Below are 15,614 nucleotides of genomic sequence, written 5' to 3'. Positions count from 1 at the left end.
GGCGGGGCGTCAGGCCGCTTCTTCGGCCAGCGCTTCGTGCACGAGGCGCCCGCCCACCAGCGTGGCGCGCGCGCGGCCGCGCAGCGCATGGCCGCCGAAGGGCGTGTGCTTGCCCTGGCTCTTCAGCGTCTCGGGCAGCACCTGCCACGCGTGCGTGGGGTCGACCACCACCAGGTCGGCCTCGCCGCCGGCCTCGATGCGGCCGATGGCCGCGCGGCCGATCAGGCGCGCCGGCACCGCGGTCACCACCTCGACGGCGCGCCGCAGGCCGGCGCCGCTGTCCTCGCCCCACTGCAGCGCCAGCGGCAGCAGCAGTTCCAGTCCGGAGGCGCCGGGCACGCTCTCGGCGAAGGGCAGCGTCTTCTCGTCGGCGTCGACGGGCGTGTGGTCGGACACCAGCGCGTCGATGGTGCCGTCGGCCAGCCCGGCCGAGAGCGCGTCGCGGTCGCGCTGCTGGCGCAGCGGCGGCGACAGGCGCGCGCGGCTGTCGAAGTAGCCGATGTCGGTGTCGACCAGGTGCAGCGAGTTGATGCTGACGTCGCAGCTCACCGGCAGGCCGGCGGCCTTGGCCTCGCGCACCAGCTGCACGCCGGCGGCGCTGGACAGGCGGCACAGGTGCACGCGCGCGCCGGTGGACTTCACCATCTCGAAGATGGTGAACAGGGCGATGGTCTCGGCCGCCACGGGCACGCCGGCCAGGCCCATGCGCGTGGCCAGCGGGCCGCTGGCGGCCACGCCGCGGCCCAGGTCGCGGTCCTGCGGGCGCAGCCAGACGGTGTGGCCGAAGGTGCTGGCGTACTGCAGCGCGCGCTGCAGCACGACGGTGCTCGGCAGCGGCACGTCGGCCTGGCCGAAGCCGATGCAGCCGGCCTCGGTCAGCGCCGCCATCTCGGTCAGCACCTCGCCGGCCAGGCCGCGGGTGAGCGCGCCCTGCGGGAACAGCCGGCAGCGCTGCAGCTTGCCGGTGCGGAAGGCCAGCATCTCCACCAGGCCGGGCTCGTCGAGCACGGGGTCGGTGTCGGGCGGGCACACCAGGCTGGTCACGCCGCCGGCCACCGCGGCGGCCGTCTCGCTCTCGAGCATGCCTTCGTGCTCGTAGCCGGGCTCGCGCAGGCGCGCGGCCAGGTCCACCAGGCCGGGCAGCACCAGGCAGCCGGTGGCGTCGAGGGTGCGCTCGGCCTTGAAGCCGGCGGGCGCCTCGCCGAGCGCGGCGATCTTGCCGTCGGCCACGGCGACGGCGGCGATGCCGTCGAAGCCCGAAGCCGGGTCGATCACGCGGCCGTTGGAGATGAGGAGGTTCATGTTCTTCTCAGTTCAGGCAAATGGCGGCCGAGCGGCGCAGCGAGCGCGCCGAGGTTGCGCCGAGCAGCGCAGGTGCGAGATCGGTGCGCGCAGTAGCCGAGCGGGCGCCATTTCATGCTTCGTTACCCGCCACGATGCTCATCACCGCCATGCGCACGGCGATGCCGAAGGTGACCTGCGGCAGGATCACGCTCTGCTCGCCATCGACCACCTCGGAGGCGATCTCCACGCCGCGGTTGATGGGGCCCGGGTGCATCACGATCGCGTCCGGCTTGGCGCGCCGCAGCTTCTCGGGCGTGAGGCCGTAGGTCTTGAAGTATTCCTGGCTGGAGGGCAGCAGCGCGCCGCTCATGCGCTCGTTCTGCAGGCGCAGCATGATGACCACGTCGCAGCCCTCGATGCCCTCTTCCAGCGAGTGGAAGACCTTCACCCCCATCGGCGCCATGTCGCCCGGCACCAGCGTGCGGGGCCCCACCACGCGCACCTCGGCGGCGCCGAGCGTGGTCAGCGCGTGGATGTCGGAGCGGGCGACGCGCGAGTGCAGCACGTCGCCCACGATCGCCACCGTGAGGTTGGAGAAGTCCTTCTTGTAGTGGCGGATGGTGTACATGTCGAGCATCCCCTGCGTGGGGTGCGCATGCCGCCCGTCGCCGGCGTTGATGACGTGCACGTGCGGCGCCACGTGCTGCGCGATCAGGTAGGGCGCGCCCGACTCGCTGTGCCGCACCACGAACAGGTCGGCCGCCATCGCGCTCAGGTTGGCGATGGTGTCGAGCAGCGACTCGCCCTTGCTGGCCGAGGAGCGCGCGATGTCGAGGTTGATGACGTCGGCCGACAGGCGCTTGGCCGCGATCTCGAAGGTGGTGCGGGTGCGCGTGCTGTTCTCGAAGAAGAGATTGAACACGCTCTTGCCGCGCAAGAGCGGCACCTTCTTGACCTCGCGGTCGCTCACGCTGACGAAGTTGGCGGCGGTGTCGAGGATGTGGGTGAGGATGTCCTTGGGCAGGCCCTCGATGGACAGCAGGTGGATCAGCTCGCCGTTGCGGTTGAGCTGCGGATTGCGCCGGGCGAGCATCAGCGTTGGTCCTCCAGGGTGAAGCGCAGGCTGCCGTCGTCGCCCCGCGCCAGGGCGAGCAGTTGCGTCTCGGGCAGCGCCAGGTGCGCGGCGGCGAAGTCGGCGGCCACGGGCAGCTCGCGCCCGCCGCGGTCCACCAGCACCGCCAGGCGCACGCAGGCCGGGCGGCCGAAGTCGAACAGCTCGTTGAGCACGGCGCGGATGGTGCGGCCGGTGTAGAGCACGTCGTCCAGCAGCAGCACGTCGGCGCCCTCGACCTCGAAGGGCAGCACGGTCTGCGCGCTGGCGGCCATGCCGCGCCGCGCGAAGTCGTCGCGGTGCATGGCCGAGGAGACGACGCCGGCCTCGCCGGGCAGGCCCAGGTCGCGCTGCAGGCGCTCGGCCAGCCAGGCGCCGCCGGAGGTGATGCCCACCAGGCGGGTGGCGGGGCGCAGCAGCCCCTTCACGCCGTCGAGCAGCGCCGCATAGAGCGCCTGGGCGTCGGGCAGGGTGGTCGTTTTCATCGCCGGGCCGCCCCGAGATGAAAAAGCGCCCCCTCGGGGGGCAGCGCACCACGCGAAGCGGGAAGCGTGGGGGTTTCATTGCTCACGGCAGGGTCCTCAGGAACTGTTCAAGGATGATGCAGGCGGAGGCGGCGTCGGCGTCCTTCGCGCCGCCGGCCAGCGCCTCGGTGGTGCTGTAGCGCTCGTCCACCTCGTACACCGGCAGGCCGAAGCGGCCGTGCAGTTGCCGCGCGAAGCGGCGCGCGGCGCGGGTGTTCTCGTGTTCGGCGCCATCGGGGTGGAAGGGCACGCCGACGACCAGCGCGTCGGGCTGCCATTCGCGGATGCGCGCCTCGATCTGCGCGAAGCGCGCGTCACCCTGCGCGGCGATGGTGGGCTGCGGCGTGGCACTCCTGAGCAGGCGGTTGCCGGTGGCCGTGCCGACGCGCCTGGTACCGAAGTCGAAAGCGAGAAAGGACTGGAAGCGCGCGGGGACGTCGACGATGGAGGCTGCCGGACCGCTCATGCGTGCCCCGCCTCCGGCGAGAGCTTCCATGCCTCCAGCCCCAGCAGCGACAGCGCCTTGTCGTAGCGCTGCTCCACCGGCGTGTCGAAGATGACGGCCGGATCGGCCATCACGGTGAGCCAGCTGTTCTCGGCGATCTCGGATTCGAGCTGGCCCTCGTCCCAGGCCGAGTAGCCCAGCGTGACCAGCACCTTGCGCGGGCCGGCGCCGGTGGCCATGGCCTCCAGCACGTCCTTGGAGGTGGTCATCTCCAGCCCGCCGGGGATCGTGAGGGTGGAGGCGTAGACCGTGGGCTCGTCCTCGCCATCGCTCTTCTTCACGTCGTCGCCCCCTGCCACGGGGGTGGGGCGCACCGGCTCGTGCAGCACGAAGCCGCGCTCGGTCTGCACCGGGCCGCCGTGGAAGACGGGGGCGTCGCTCAGGTCGGGCCGGTCCAGGTGCAGCTCGACCTTCTCGAACAGGCCGCTGAGCTTGATGTCGGCCGGCTTGTTGATGATCAGGCCCAGCGCGCCGCGCTCGCTGTGCTCGCACAGGTAGACGACGCTGCGGCTGAAGGACTGGTCCTGCAGGCCCGGCATCGCGATCAGGAAGTGATGCGTGAGGTTGATCCGGGCAGAATCGCTGGCCATGCCGCCGATTTTACTGGCCGCGGACAAGGTCTACCCCCGCGGGCTGGTGTGGTTCCGGCGGGATCTGCGGGCGCACGACCATGCGGCGCTGTACCACGCGCTGCGCAGTTGCCGCGAGGTGTTCTGTGCCTTCGTCTTCGACACGGACATCCTCGACGCCCTGCCCGGGCAGGACCGTGTGCCGCGTGCCGACGGCCTGCGCTCGGACCGGCGTGTGGAGTTCATCCACGCGTCGGTGCGCCTGCTGGGCGAGCAGCTGGAGGCGATGGGCGGCGGCCTGGCCGTGCGGCACGGCGCGGCCGGCCACGAGATCGCCGCGCTGGCCCGGGCGCTGGAGGTGCAGGCCGTGTTCGCCAACCGGGACGACGAGCCGGCCGCCCTGGCCCGCGACGCGCAGGCGCTCGGCACGCTGGCCGACGCCGGCGTCCGCCTGCACCTGCACAAGGACCAGGCCGTGTTCGAGCAGGACGAGGTGCAGACCCAGACCGGCCTGCCCTTCTCGGTCTTCACGCCCTACAAGCGGGCCTGGCTGGCGAAGCTGAACGACTTCTACCTGCGGCCCTACCCGATCGCGCACCATGCCGACACGCTCGCGCCGCTGCCCGCCGCGCACAGGACACCGCTGCCCTCGCTGGCCGCGCTGGGCTTCGCGCCGACCAACCTGGGCGCGCTGGACCTGCCGCCCGGCACCGAGGGCGCGCAGCGCATGCTGGCCGACTTCTTCGAGCGCATCGACCGCTACCACGTGGCGCGCGACTACCCGGCCGTGCGCGGCCCCAGCTACCTGGGCGTGCACCTGCGCTTCGGCACGCTGTCGATCCGCGAGGCGGCGGGCCTGGCGCACCGGCTGAGCCTGGAGGGCAACCAGGGCGCCGCCGCCTGGCTGTCGGAGCTGATCTGGCGCGAGTTCTACATGCAGGTGCTGGCGCACCGGCCCGACCTCGCCGAGGGCAGGAGCTTCCGCCCCGAATACGACCGCATCGCCTGGCACCACGGCAAGCACGCCGACGGCCTCTTCGCCGCCTGGTGCGAGGGGCGCACCGGCTACCCGCTGGTCGACGCGGCGATGCGCCAGATCAACGAGACGGGCTACATGCACAACCGGCTGCGCATGGTGGCGGCCAGCTTCCTCAGCAAGGACCTGGGGCTGGACTGGCGGCGCGGCGAGGCGTACTTCGCCAACCACCTCAACGACTTCGAGCTGGCGTCGAACAACGGCGGCTGGCAGTGGGCCGCCTCCACCGGCTGCGACGCGCAGCCCTGGTTCCGCATCTTCAACCCGGTGACGCAGAGCGAGCGCTTCGACCCGCAGGGCCGCTTCATCCGCCGCTACGTGCCCGAGCTGGCGCGGCTGCCCGACGCGGCGATCCATGCGCCCTGGCTGGCCTCGCCGCTGGAGCTGGAGGCGGCCGGCGTGCAGCTGGGCGAGACCTACCCGCGCCCGCTGGTCGACCATGCGCAGGCGCGCGAGCAGACGCTGGCGCGCTACGCGGCCGTGCGCGGCCGGCAGGACGGCGGCGCGCCCGCCGCCCGGCGCAGGCGGCCCAAGAAATAACGCCCGCCACGGCAGTGGCGGGCGTCGGGAGCGGTTCGGCTCGAAAGGCGCCGCCTTCGGCTCAGGCCACCTCGGCCGGCTGCGCCACCGCGAAGAGGCGCACCAGGCGCAGCAGCTCCTCTTCCGAGTAGGGCTTGCCCAGGTAGTGGTCCACGCCGAGCTGCTTGGCATGCTCGCGATGCTTCTCGGCGATGCGCGAGGTGATCATCACGATCGGCAGGCCGGCCAGCTTCTCGTCGGCGCGGATGTTGCGCGCCAGGTCGAAGCCGTCCATGCGCGGCATCTCGATGTCGGACAGCACCACGGCCGGGCGTTCCTGCTGCAGCCGCTCCAGCGCCTGCAGGCCATCGGCGGCCAGCGTCACGCGGTAGCCCTCGCGCTGCAGCAGGCGCTGGGTGACGCGCCGCACGGTGATGGAGTCGTCCACCACCAGCACCAGCGGCACCTCGGCGTGCGCCGGCAGGGCCAGCGCCGCCGCCGGCCCCTGGGGCTGGTCGGCCGCGGCCGTGGGCGCCACCGTTTCCGCCGCAGCGGGCCGGGGCACGAGCGCGCCGGCCTGCAGTTGCCGCGCCGCGTCGCCGTGCAGCGCGGCCAGCGCCACCGGGTTGTAGATCAGCGCCACGGCGCCGGAGGCCAGCACCGAGATGCCCGCCAGGCCCGGCACGCGCACCAGCTGCGGCCCCAGGTTCTTGACCACCACTTCCTGGTTGCCCAGCACTTCGTCCACGTGCAGCGCGACGCGCTGCGCGGCGCTTCGCACCACGACGATGGTGTTGGTCCGGCCTGCCGGGCGCTCGCTGCGCGCGGAGGACTGCAGCAGCGCGCCGGCCCAGAAGAAGGGCACCTCCTCGCCGCCGAAGACGTGGTGGCCGCTCGCGTAGGCGCGCGCCAGGTCGTCGGCGCCGGCGCGCTGCACCAGTTCGACCAGGTTGGCCGGCACGCCCACCGAGACCTCGCCCGCGCGCAGCATCACCACGTGCGTGACGGCGGTGGTCAGCGGCAGCACCAGCTTGAACTCGGTGCCCTTGCCCTCGGCGCTGCGGGTCTCGATGCGGCCGCCCAGCGCGGCCACCTCGGAGCGCACCACGTCCATGCCGATGCCGCGGCCCGCCAGTTCCGACACCTCGGCGGCGGTGGAGAAGCCGGGCCGGAAGATCAGTTCGGCGACTTCCTCGTCGCTCGGCTCCTGCCCCGCCGCCACCAGGCCCTGCGCCCGGGCGCGCGCCAGGATGCGCTCGCGCGGCAGGCCGGCGCCGTCGTCGCGGAAGCCGACCGACACGTCGTTGCCTTCCTGCCGCAGGTCGATGGTGATCAGGCCGGCCGGCTCCTTGCCGGCGCGCTCGCGCGCGGCCGCGTCCTCGATGCCGTGGGCCACGCAGTTGCGCAGCAGGTGCTCGAAGGCGGGCGTCATGCGATCGAGCACGCCGCGGTCCATCTCGATGGTGCCGCCGGTGATGTCCAGGCGCACCTGCTTGCCGGTGTCCTTCGACGCCTGGCGCACCACGCGGTAGAGGCGGTCGGACAGGCCCTCGAACTCCACCATGCGGGTGCGCAGCAGGCCGCGCTGCAGCTCGCGCGTCTGGCGCGCCTGGGCCGACAGGTCGTCTTCCGTCGCCTGCACCGCCTTCTGCAGCGTGCGCTGCACGGTGGCCACGTCGTTGACCGACTCGGCCATCATGCGGGTGAGTTCCTGCACGCGGGTGAAGCGGTCGAACTCCAGCGGGTCGAAGGACTGCTGCGTGTCCTTGGCCTGCGCCAGACGCGACTGCATCTGGCTCTCGGCCTGCACCTCGATGTCGCGCAGTTGCTGGCGCAGGCGGTCCAGGTTGCCGGTCAGGTCGCCCAGCGAGCTGCGCAACTGGGCCAGCTCGGCCTCCAGGCGCGAGCGGGTGATGATCACCTCGCCGGCCTGGGCCACCAGGCGGTCGAGCAACTGGGCGCGGATGCGCACGGTCTGGCCCGAGCCGGCGCGGGCCGGCAGCGCCACCGGCTGGGCCGGGCGCGGCAGGGGCCGGGCGGGCGCGGACGCCGCGGCAGCCGGCTCGGCGGCCTCGGCCTTCTCGACCACGATGGCCGGCACCGCGGGCGCGGCCGCCACCGCGGCGGCGGCCCGCTGCACCAGCTCGGCCTGGCCGGCGGAATCGGCCGCGCGCAGGCGGTCGAAGGTGTTCTGCAGGATGTCGAAGCGGCCCAGCAGGGCCTCGATGGCGGCGCGCTCGCCGGCGTCGACGGCGATCCCCTCGATCGCCGACTCCATGCGGTGCGCGCGTTCGCCCAGGCGCATGGCGCCGGCCAGCCGCGCGCTGCCCTTGAGCGTGTGCAGGGCCCGCAGCGCCGCGGCGCGGTGCTGGCCATCGTCGGGATGGTGGCTCCAGGCGCGCAGCGAGGCGCCCAGCCGCGGCAGCAGCTCGGTCGCCTCTTCCTCGAAGACGGGGAAGAGGTCGGGATCGACCGCGTCGGCGAGGTCGATGGTGTCGTCGCCGTCCTCGTCCAGCTCTGCCGGTGCCGCGATGGCCTGCGCCAGGGTGGCGGGCGCAGCGGGCGCGAGGACCGGCGCAGGCGCCTCGGCCGTTTCCGCAGCAGGCGCGGCGGACAGGGGCGAGGACGCCAGTTCGCGCAGATCGTCCAGCACGGACGCCTGCGGCTCCTTCAGGAAGCCGGCGGCGAACTGGTGCAGCAGCCGGCGCACCTCTTCGGCGGCGGCCACCAGCACCTGGCCCTGGGCCTCGGTGCCGCGGCCCATCGTGTGCAGGTGGTCCAGCGCCGTCTCGACCAGGCGCGCCATGTTCGACAGGCCATGGAAGCCGACCGTGGCCGAGCTGCCGGCCAGCGAGTGCGCCAGCCCGATGCTGGATTCACCGATGGGCTGGCCCGGCTGGGCGGCCCACTCGCCGACGTCGATGGCCAGCTGGCGGGACCATTCGTCCGCCTCGTTCAGGTAGACGTTGTACAGCGGAATGCCGATGCGCAGCGGGCCGATGACCTTGACCTGCTCCTCGGCGGCTTCGGCCTCGGCGATCGCCAGGTCCTCCGCGGGGGCCGGCTCGGCCGGCTCGGCCTCGGCCTGTGCCGGCTCGGGCTGCGCGGGCACGGCGGCGTCCTCTTCGGCCTCGGCCGACACGCCGGGCTGCTCCGCAGGCGGCGGCGCGTCGTGCACGGCCTCGTCGGCAGCTTCGGCGGCCGGCTCCAGCGGCAGCTCGAAGTCCAGCGGCGCGTCCGCGGACGGCACCGGCACCGGGGCGGCAGCCAGGAAGTCGATGTCCTCGCCGCCCGCCAGCGCGGCCGGCGCCGCCGGCGCTGCGGGGCCCTTGCGCGACGGCAGGATGTCCGTGACGGCGAAGTCGTCGTGCCCCCAATCGGTGTCGGGCGGCGTGCCTTCGGTCGCGGCGGCCGGTTCCCGCTCGCCCGGCAGGGGTTCGATGTCGAAGTCCAGGTCGAGCGGCGGCAGCTCGTGCAGCGGCGCGAGGTCGGTCGGCGCATCCGCGCGGTCGACGGCGGGCGGCTCCACGACGGGCGGCTCGGCGGCGATCTGCCGCGCCGCGACGGCGAGCGCCTCGGCGTCCGGCAGGGCCGGGGCCGCAGGCGCGGGCACCTCGTCCCCGTTGGCCAGCGCCTCGGCGGCGGCGCGCATCGGCGCGGCCTGCCAGGCGTGCGGCTGGCCGGAAGCGATGGCCTCCACCCACTGCGAGAACTGGCCCAGCGCAGCGGCCGTGCCGTCCAGCAGCGCCGGCGTGGCGGGGCGCTGGTCGGCCAGCCAGGTGTTGAGCACCTGCTCGAAGGCCCAGGCGGCTTCGCCGAACTCCATCAGCCCGACCATGCGCGAGCTGCCCTTGAGGGTGTGGAAGGCGCGGCGCAGCACGGTCAGCTCGCCCATGTCGGTGGCGCTGTCGCGCAGGTTGCCGATGGCGGCCTGGCCGCCCTGGATCACCTCGGTGGCCTCTTCCAGGAAGATGTTCTGGAGGTCGTCCTCCTCCAGCTCGGTGACCTCGGTGTCGGGCAGCACCTCCAGCGGCGCCGGGCCGGTGATCTTGGCGGTCCAGCTCTCGGCGGCACGGCTGAACTCCTCCAGCGCGGGCGCGGCCGAGGCGCCGGGCTTCGGCACCGCCAGCGCCGCCAGGCGGGCCGCGATCTGCGCGTCCACCTCGTCCACGCTGAGCACGGTGTCGGCCTGCACCACGGTGCCCGAGGGCGCGGCCACCAGGTCGGCGCCGATGCCGTGGATGGGCGCGCTGGCATCGACCTGCCGGCCCATCAGCGGCTTGAGCTCGCCGGCCTCGTCGTCGAACACGAACAGGCGCTTGGCCAGCGCCGGCTGGTAGCCGAGCATGTCGATCAGGAAGCCCAGCGCGCCGAGGTTGTTGCCCAGCGACTCGACGTGCTGCCCGCCCGCCGCGCTGCCGCCGGCCATCAGGTGGTCGACGTTGTCGCGCATGCGCTGCACGGTGCGCGCGGCCTGCTCCAGCCCGAGCACGGAGAACACGCCGCGCATCTGCAGAAGCTGGTTGGGCACGGTGCGCAGCAGCCCCATCTCGGTGGGGCGGCGGAAGAACTGGTCGAGCGACTTCTCCAGCTCGGACAGGTGCGCGCGCAGCTCGTCGACCACGGTGCCCATGGTCTGGCGGTCGCTGACGCGGCGGTACAGCTCCTCCATCCAGGGTTCCAGCGGCTCGGGGCGGCCACCCTCGCGGGCGCGCTCGATGCGCCCGGCCAGTTGCACGGTGCGGGCGGTGAGCTGCCGGTCCTGCGGGTCGAGGTCCTCGAAGGCCGCCTCCAGGTACAGCACCGAGGTCGCCACCTCCATCGCCAGTTCGGTCGAGGGCGCGCGGCCCGAGCGCAGCGAGGCGTCTACCGCGTTGTGCAGCGCCTGCACCATCGGCGCGCTGGCCGGATGCACCTTCAGCAGTGACTCGCCGAGCTGCGCGAAGGTGTCGGCCACCTGGCGCAGCCGCGAGAGATCGCCGCCCGAGAGGGCCGACCACATCTCCTTGGCGGTCTCGATGCGCTTGCGGGCCTGGGCCAGCACGTTCGGATCGAAGCGGCCGAACTGCACCGTGGCGTAGTCGACCTGCTCGTGGTTGGACACGCCCCAGCCCACGCGCACGGCGCGCAGCAGCGGCGCCTCGTCGCGCGGCGTGGGCACGGCCTGGGCGCAGAAGAACAGCAGGTCCTGGCCCAGCCGGTCGGACACGGTGGTGTCGCCGCGGGCCAGCGTCGTGTACTGCAGCAGCACGCGCGAGGCGGCGCGCTTGACGTAGATGTCCGGCGGCAGCAGCGACAGCGACAGCGCCTCGAAGAAGCCGCCGGCCAGCATCCAGAAGCTGGCCACCCGCGGCTGCGCCGCGCCGCGGCCGAGGCCGGCGCATACCACCGACAGGCGCCGGGCCGCCGCCTCGTCGCCGCCCTTGACCACCTTCAGCACGTCCCGGTCGAGCTGGGTGCGCACCGCCGGGTCGTAAATCATGGTGCGGAAGCCGGTCGGCTTCGGCACCTCGGCCCAGACCCAGGGATAGGTCCACAGGTTGGCCGGGTGCACGCGCTCGTTGCCCACCAGCTCCAGCACCTCGCGGTACTGCGGGAACAGCGCCACCGCCGAGACGGCCTTGCCGGCCAGCACGGCGGCGAGGAAGTCGCCCACCGCGAAACCGGCCTGCTCCACCTTCTGCACGGCGGCGTCGGTGCACCGGGCCGGCTCCAGCACGAAGCTCTGGACGGCGAACTCCATGGCGCCGAGCACCATCGCCGGCGCCGCGTGGCCCACCATCTGCAGCGCGCCGACGGCCTGGTGCAGCTGCTGGCGCGCCATGCGCAGCGGGCCGCTGTCCTGCTCGGACGCGCCTTCGCGCGCCTGGCGCCGCAGCGACTTGCCGGCGGTCTCGATCGATTTCTGGACTTCGCCGATCACCCAGGCCAGCGGCCCGAGGTCTTCGGAAGCGGGGGCGTTGCCCGCGACCGGGGCGTTGGCGGACGGGCGATTCGACACGTGGCTGCTCGCGATAAGAGGATGTCTGTCGTCAGGCGATCTTGAAGCGGGCCACCGACTGGCGCAGCTCCTCGGCCATGTGCGAGAGTTCGCGCACCTGCTTGGCCGTCTCGCGCGTGCCCTCGCCGGTCTGCTCCGTCACGGCGAAGATGTGCTGGATGTTGGCGGCCACCACGTTGGCCGATTCGGCTTCGCGCGAGGCGGACTGCGAGATCTGCTCGATCAGCTCGGCCAGGCGGCGCGACACGCGGTCGATCTCCGACAGGGCCGTGCCGGCGTTGTCGGACAGCTTGGCCCCTTCCACCACGCCCTGCGTCGAACGCTCCATGGCGCCCACCGCGTCCTGCGTGTCGGTCTGAATGGCCTTCACCAGCGCCGAGATCTGGCGCGTGGCGTCGGCGGAGCGCTCGGCCAGCCGCTGCACTTCCTCGGCCACCACCGAGAAGCCGCGGCCCGCTTCGCCGGCGGACGCTGCCTGGATGGCCGCGTTCAGGGCCAGCACGTTGGTCTGTTCCGTGATGTCCGAGATCAGCTCGGTGATTTCGCCGATCTCCTGCGAGGATTCGCCCAGGCGCTTGATCCGCTTGGAGGTCTCCTGGATCTGGTCGCGGATCGAGTTCATGCCGCCGATCGCGTTCTGCACCGCCTGCAGGCCCGAGGAAGCGGCCTGCAGCGACTGGCGCGCCACCGAGGCGGATTCCTGCGCCTGCGAGGACACGCCGTTGATGCGCTCGGCCATCGTCAGCACCGACTGGCCGGTCTCGCGGATCTCGCGCAGCTGCTCGGTGGAGGCGGCCAGCAGCTCGGTAGAGGTGCTTTCCACCTGCGACGTCGTCTGCGCCACGCGGGTGGCCGTGTTCTGCACGTTGCCCACCAGCAGGCGCAGTTCTTCCACCGTGTAGTTCACCGAGTCGGCGATGGCGCCGGTGATGTCCTCCGTCACCGTCGCCTCGTGCGTCAGGTCGCCCTCGGCCACCGTCTGCAATTCGTTCATCAGGCGAAGAATGGCCGCCTGGTTGGCCGCGTTGATGCGGTTGGCCTCCTCGCTGGCGCGCTCGGCCTCCAGCCGCTCGCGCTCGGCCTCGGCGGCGCGCTCGCGCCCCTCGCGCACCTGCACGTAGCCGATGGCGGCCGCCACCGCCAGCGCGGCCACCGCCAGCACCACCAGCATCAGCAGCGTGCCGGCGCCCAGGCCGCTCTGGTCCGACAGCTCGGTCTGCAGCGTGCCCAGCGAGGTCCGCAGCGGCTCGCTGTCGGCCAGGATGGTGGACTGCGCCTCGCGCGCGGCCACCAAGCCCTGCAGGTTGCCCAGGATGGCGCTGGCCTGCGTGCGGGTCTGTTCGTAGGTCTTGAGGATGGCGTCGAGCTGCTCGCGCGTCTGCGCGTCGCGCGTGCCGGGCAGGCGCTGCTGCGCGTTGCCGTCGAGCAGGCCGCGGGCGATGTCCTGGAAGCTGTTGAGGTCCTTGCCCAGCAGGAACACGGCATCGGGGCTCACGCCTTCCACCGTCAGGAATTCGTTGGCCGACTTGCCGATGCGCTGCGTCAGCATCACCAGCTGGCCGGCGGCCGAGATCTCGGGCACCGTGGCGTTCTGCTGCATCTTGAGCGAGGCGACGGTCTCGGCCATCTCCAGCAGGTCGGAGGACTGGCGGTTGATGGTGCGCAGGGCGGTGCCCACCTGGGTCAGGATCTGCTTCTGGTCCAGCACCACCTTGGCGCTGCTCTCGGCGCGGTTGACCAGCGGCTCGATCTTCTGCATCTCGCCGTCGTACTGCGCGCCGACGCGCGCCAGGCCGAGCGATTCGTCGCCGCCGGCCAGGCCGCGCACCTGGCGCAGCAGGTCGTCCGCGCTGTCCTTGACCTCGTCGAAGGCGGCGGGCGTGCCCACCAGCGCCTGCGACACGGACTTGGCCAGGCGCTGCGACTGCATCAGCGACTGGCCGGTGGCCGCCACCTGCTGCGCGACGCGGTCGGCGTGCAGGATGGCCGAGCCGGCCGTCAGCAGCAGCAGCAGCACCAGCACCGCCAGCACGATCGACAGCAGGCGCTGCTGGCGCGCGGAGCGGGTCACCGGCGGCACCGGCACCGGCGCGACCGGGGAGCCGCCCTCCGCGGACGCGGCGGCAGCCTCGGCCTCGTCGCGGCTGGGCCGCAGCTCCACCGGCGCCTCGACCACCGGCGTGGGGGCCGGTGCAGGCGCGGCGGCCTCGCGCGGGATGTAGACGGTCTTGTCCTCCGGTGGCTGCAGCGTCTCGAGGTTGTCGAACGCCAGCGCCGCGGCATCGCCGTTCGCGGGCACGCCGTCCTCACGGGTGGGCAACAACTTCTTGAACTTGTCAGCGATCGAGTTCACGGTCGGTCCTTCGATGGAGTGAAAGCGGCGCCGCCAGGCTCAGGCGCCAATGCTCAGGAATTCAGGCAACTGTGCCAGGGCGGCGAGCTGGATCTCCTGCCAGCGCCGCCCGGCGCTGTCGATGTAGGTATCGCCCTGCCACGGCGGCGACCCGCCGGCGGGTGCCTCGGAGGTGACGAAGGCCTCCACGCCGCGCAGGCCGGCCAGGCGGTCGACCAGCAGGGCGCAGTTCACCTCCAGCGCCTCGTTGAGCGCCACCAGGCGCGACTGCCCGCGCGCGGCCTCGCCGGCCGGCGCGGCAGCCTGGCCGCCGGCGAAAGCCGACAGCTGCACCACGCCATACAGCCCGCCGCGCAGGTTGGCCACGCCCAGGAACCAGGGCAGCGTGTAGGGCACCGCCTGCGGCGGCGTCCACGGGAAGATCTCTCCTGCCTGCCCCAGGGGCAGCAGGTAGCCCGCGTCGCCGGCCTCGACGGCCAGCCAGGACGCGGACACGCCCGCCGTGCGGGCCGTCTGCAGACGGTCGGCGAGGCGGGCCTGGAATTCGCGGAGGGCTTCGCGGGCGGCCATGCGCTAGGGAACGGCGTGCGCTCAGTTCAGGGCGCGGATCTTCGCCAGCAGCTCGGCGGGCTCGACCGGCTTCACGATGTAGTCGCGCGCGCCCTGGCGCATGCCCCACACGCGGTCGGTCTCCTGGTTCTTGCTGGTGCACAGGATGATCGGCACCTCGGCGAACTGCGGATTGCGCGCCAGCGCCCGGGTGAGCTGGAAGCCGTTCTGCCCGGGCATGACCACGTCCATCAGGATCAGGTCGGGCTTGTCGGCCTCCAGGCGGCGCATGGCATCGTCGGCGTTCTCGGCGGTCTGGACCGCGAAGCCGTTCTTCTGGAGCAGGTCGGACAGGAACATCAGTTCCGTCTTGGAGTCGTCGACGACGAGGACTTTGCGAATGGGCATTTAGGCTTCCTGTTGCGCAGCGCCGAACTGCTGCACGGCCTGCAGCAGCTGTTCCTTGGTGAAGGGTTTGGTGAGGTATTCCTGCGAGCCGACCATGCGGCCGCGCGCCTTGTCGAACACGCCGTCCTTGGACGAGAGCATCACCACGGGGACGTTGGCGAAATGCGCGTTGCGCTTGATGATGGCGCAGGTCTGGTAGCCATCCAGGCGGGGCATCAGGATGTCGCAGAAGATCAGCTGCGGCTTGTGGTCGTTGACCTTGGACAGCGCGTCGTAGCCGTCCTCGGCCAGCAGCACCTCGTGGCCGCCCTGCTTGAGGAAGATCTCGGCGCTGCGCCGAATCGTGTTGCTGTCGTCGATGACCAGCACCTTGTAACCGGATCCACTCGTGCTCATCGGCACCTCATCCTCGTTGAACGTACCCCCTGGGCCCTGTGCGCCAGCGGGCGCACCTCACGCCTGGCGATGTGCGATCCTCGGCGGATCAGATCTCGACCATTTCGAAGTCTTCCTTGCGGGCACCGCACTCGGGGCAGGTCCAGTTCATGGGCACTTGCTCCCACGGCGTGCCAGGCGCAATACCATCCTCCGGCCAGCCCGCCGCTTCGTCGTAGATCCACCCGCAGATCAGGCACATCCAGGTTTTCGTGTTCATCGCAGCTTACGAGCCTTGTACATAGAATGCAACGATTGTATCTAGACGTCTCAAGCAAAGCTGTGCAAGACGTCTCACATACGCCACCCGGCGGCGCCCT

The 15,614-nt window shown here is 72.3% G+C and carries 12 protein-coding genes; 1 reads left to right on the top strand and 11 read right to left on the bottom strand.

Features of this window, described 5'->3' with window-relative positions; translation table 11 throughout:
• Positions 1 to 9 precede the first annotated feature (9 nt).
• The 5 genes from Q392_RS13125 to Q392_RS13105 all read right to left on the bottom strand — a co-directional run bounded on the left by Q392_RS13125 (position 10) and on the right by Q392_RS13105 (position 4,014).
• The gene (locus tag Q392_RS13125; protein WP_038207880.1) at positions 10 to 1,302 is read right to left on the bottom strand and encodes a dihydroorotase; all 1,293 of its coding nucleotides are present in this window, start codon (positions 1,300 to 1,302) and stop codon (positions 10 to 12) included.
• Positions 1,303 to 1,414: 112 nt separating this feature from the next.
• Entirely contained in the window at positions 1,415 to 2,377 is a 963-nt protein-coding gene (locus Q392_RS13120; RefSeq protein ID WP_038207877.1) for an aspartate carbamoyltransferase catalytic subunit, read from the bottom strand.
• Positions 2,377 to 2,880: a bifunctional pyr operon transcriptional regulator/uracil phosphoribosyltransferase PyrR gene (pyrR, locus tag Q392_RS13115; protein ID WP_038207874.1), complete on the bottom strand. Its 504-nt coding sequence runs from the start codon at positions 2,878 to 2,880 to the stop codon at positions 2,377 to 2,379. The genes Q392_RS13120 and pyrR overlap by 1 nt, the downstream gene beginning before the upstream one ends.
• 82 nt (positions 2,881 to 2,962) lie before the next feature.
• The gene (gene ruvX, locus Q392_RS13110; RefSeq protein ID WP_038207871.1) at positions 2,963 to 3,385 is read right to left on the bottom strand and encodes a Holliday junction resolvase RuvX; all 423 of its coding nucleotides are present in this window, start codon (positions 3,383 to 3,385) and stop codon (positions 2,963 to 2,965) included.
• Complete coding sequence (locus tag Q392_RS13105; protein WP_038207868.1) at positions 3,382 to 4,014, bottom strand: YqgE/AlgH family protein; 633 nt, start codon at positions 4,012 to 4,014, stop codon at positions 3,382 to 3,384. The genes ruvX and Q392_RS13105 overlap by 4 nt, the downstream gene beginning before the upstream one ends.
• Between Q392_RS13105 and Q392_RS13100 the strand changes: the two genes are divergently transcribed.
• Complete coding sequence (locus Q392_RS13100) at positions 4,013 to 5,569, top strand: cryptochrome/photolyase family protein (protein ID WP_051953432.1); 1,557 nt, start codon at positions 4,013 to 4,015, stop codon at positions 5,567 to 5,569. The two genes, Q392_RS13105 and Q392_RS13100, sit on opposite strands and share 2 nt — an antisense overlap.
• 61 nt (positions 5,570 to 5,630) lie before the next feature.
• On the opposite strand, the gene Q392_RS13095 is transcribed toward Q392_RS13100, so the two are convergent.
• The 6 genes from Q392_RS13095 to Q392_RS13070 all read right to left on the bottom strand — a co-directional run bounded on the left by Q392_RS13095 (position 5,631) and on the right by Q392_RS13070 (position 15,514).
• The gene (locus Q392_RS13095) at positions 5,631 to 11,549 is read right to left on the bottom strand and encodes a hybrid sensor histidine kinase/response regulator (protein WP_038207864.1); all 5,919 of its coding nucleotides are present in this window, start codon (positions 11,547 to 11,549) and stop codon (positions 5,631 to 5,633) included.
• 31 nt (positions 11,550 to 11,580) lie between these two features.
• Positions 11,581 to 13,635, bottom strand: a complete 2,055-nt coding sequence (locus Q392_RS13090; RefSeq protein WP_425425182.1) for a methyl-accepting chemotaxis protein — start codon at positions 13,633 to 13,635, stop codon at positions 11,581 to 11,583.
• Positions 13,636 to 13,941: 306 nt separating this feature from the next.
• Positions 13,942 to 14,472, bottom strand: a complete 531-nt coding sequence (locus Q392_RS13085) for a chemotaxis protein CheW (RefSeq protein ID WP_038207857.1) — start codon at positions 14,470 to 14,472, stop codon at positions 13,942 to 13,944.
• Between the two features lie 21 nt (positions 14,473 to 14,493).
• Complete coding sequence (locus tag Q392_RS13080; RefSeq protein ID WP_038207854.1) at positions 14,494 to 14,859, bottom strand: response regulator transcription factor; 366 nt, start codon at positions 14,857 to 14,859, stop codon at positions 14,494 to 14,496.
• Positions 14,860 to 15,255: a response regulator gene (locus tag Q392_RS13075; protein WP_038207852.1), complete on the bottom strand. Its 396-nt coding sequence runs from the start codon at positions 15,253 to 15,255 to the stop codon at positions 14,860 to 14,862.
• A gap of 88 nt (positions 15,256 to 15,343) precedes the next feature.
• Positions 15,344 to 15,514 carry a rubredoxin gene (locus Q392_RS13070; RefSeq protein ID WP_038207850.1) on the bottom strand — a complete coding sequence of 57 codons (171 nt, stop codon included), beginning with the start codon at positions 15,512 to 15,514 and terminating at the stop codon, positions 15,344 to 15,346.
• Between the last annotated feature and the right edge of the window lie 100 nt (positions 15,515 to 15,614).

This window comes from Xenophilus azovorans DSM 13620 (genome assembly GCF_000745855.1).
GTDB lineage: Bacteria > Pseudomonadota > Gammaproteobacteria > Burkholderiales > Burkholderiaceae_C > Xenophilus > Xenophilus azovorans.
The sequence above is the reverse complement of the archived record's forward strand: the minus strand, read 5'-3'. Positions and strand labels throughout refer to the sequence as shown.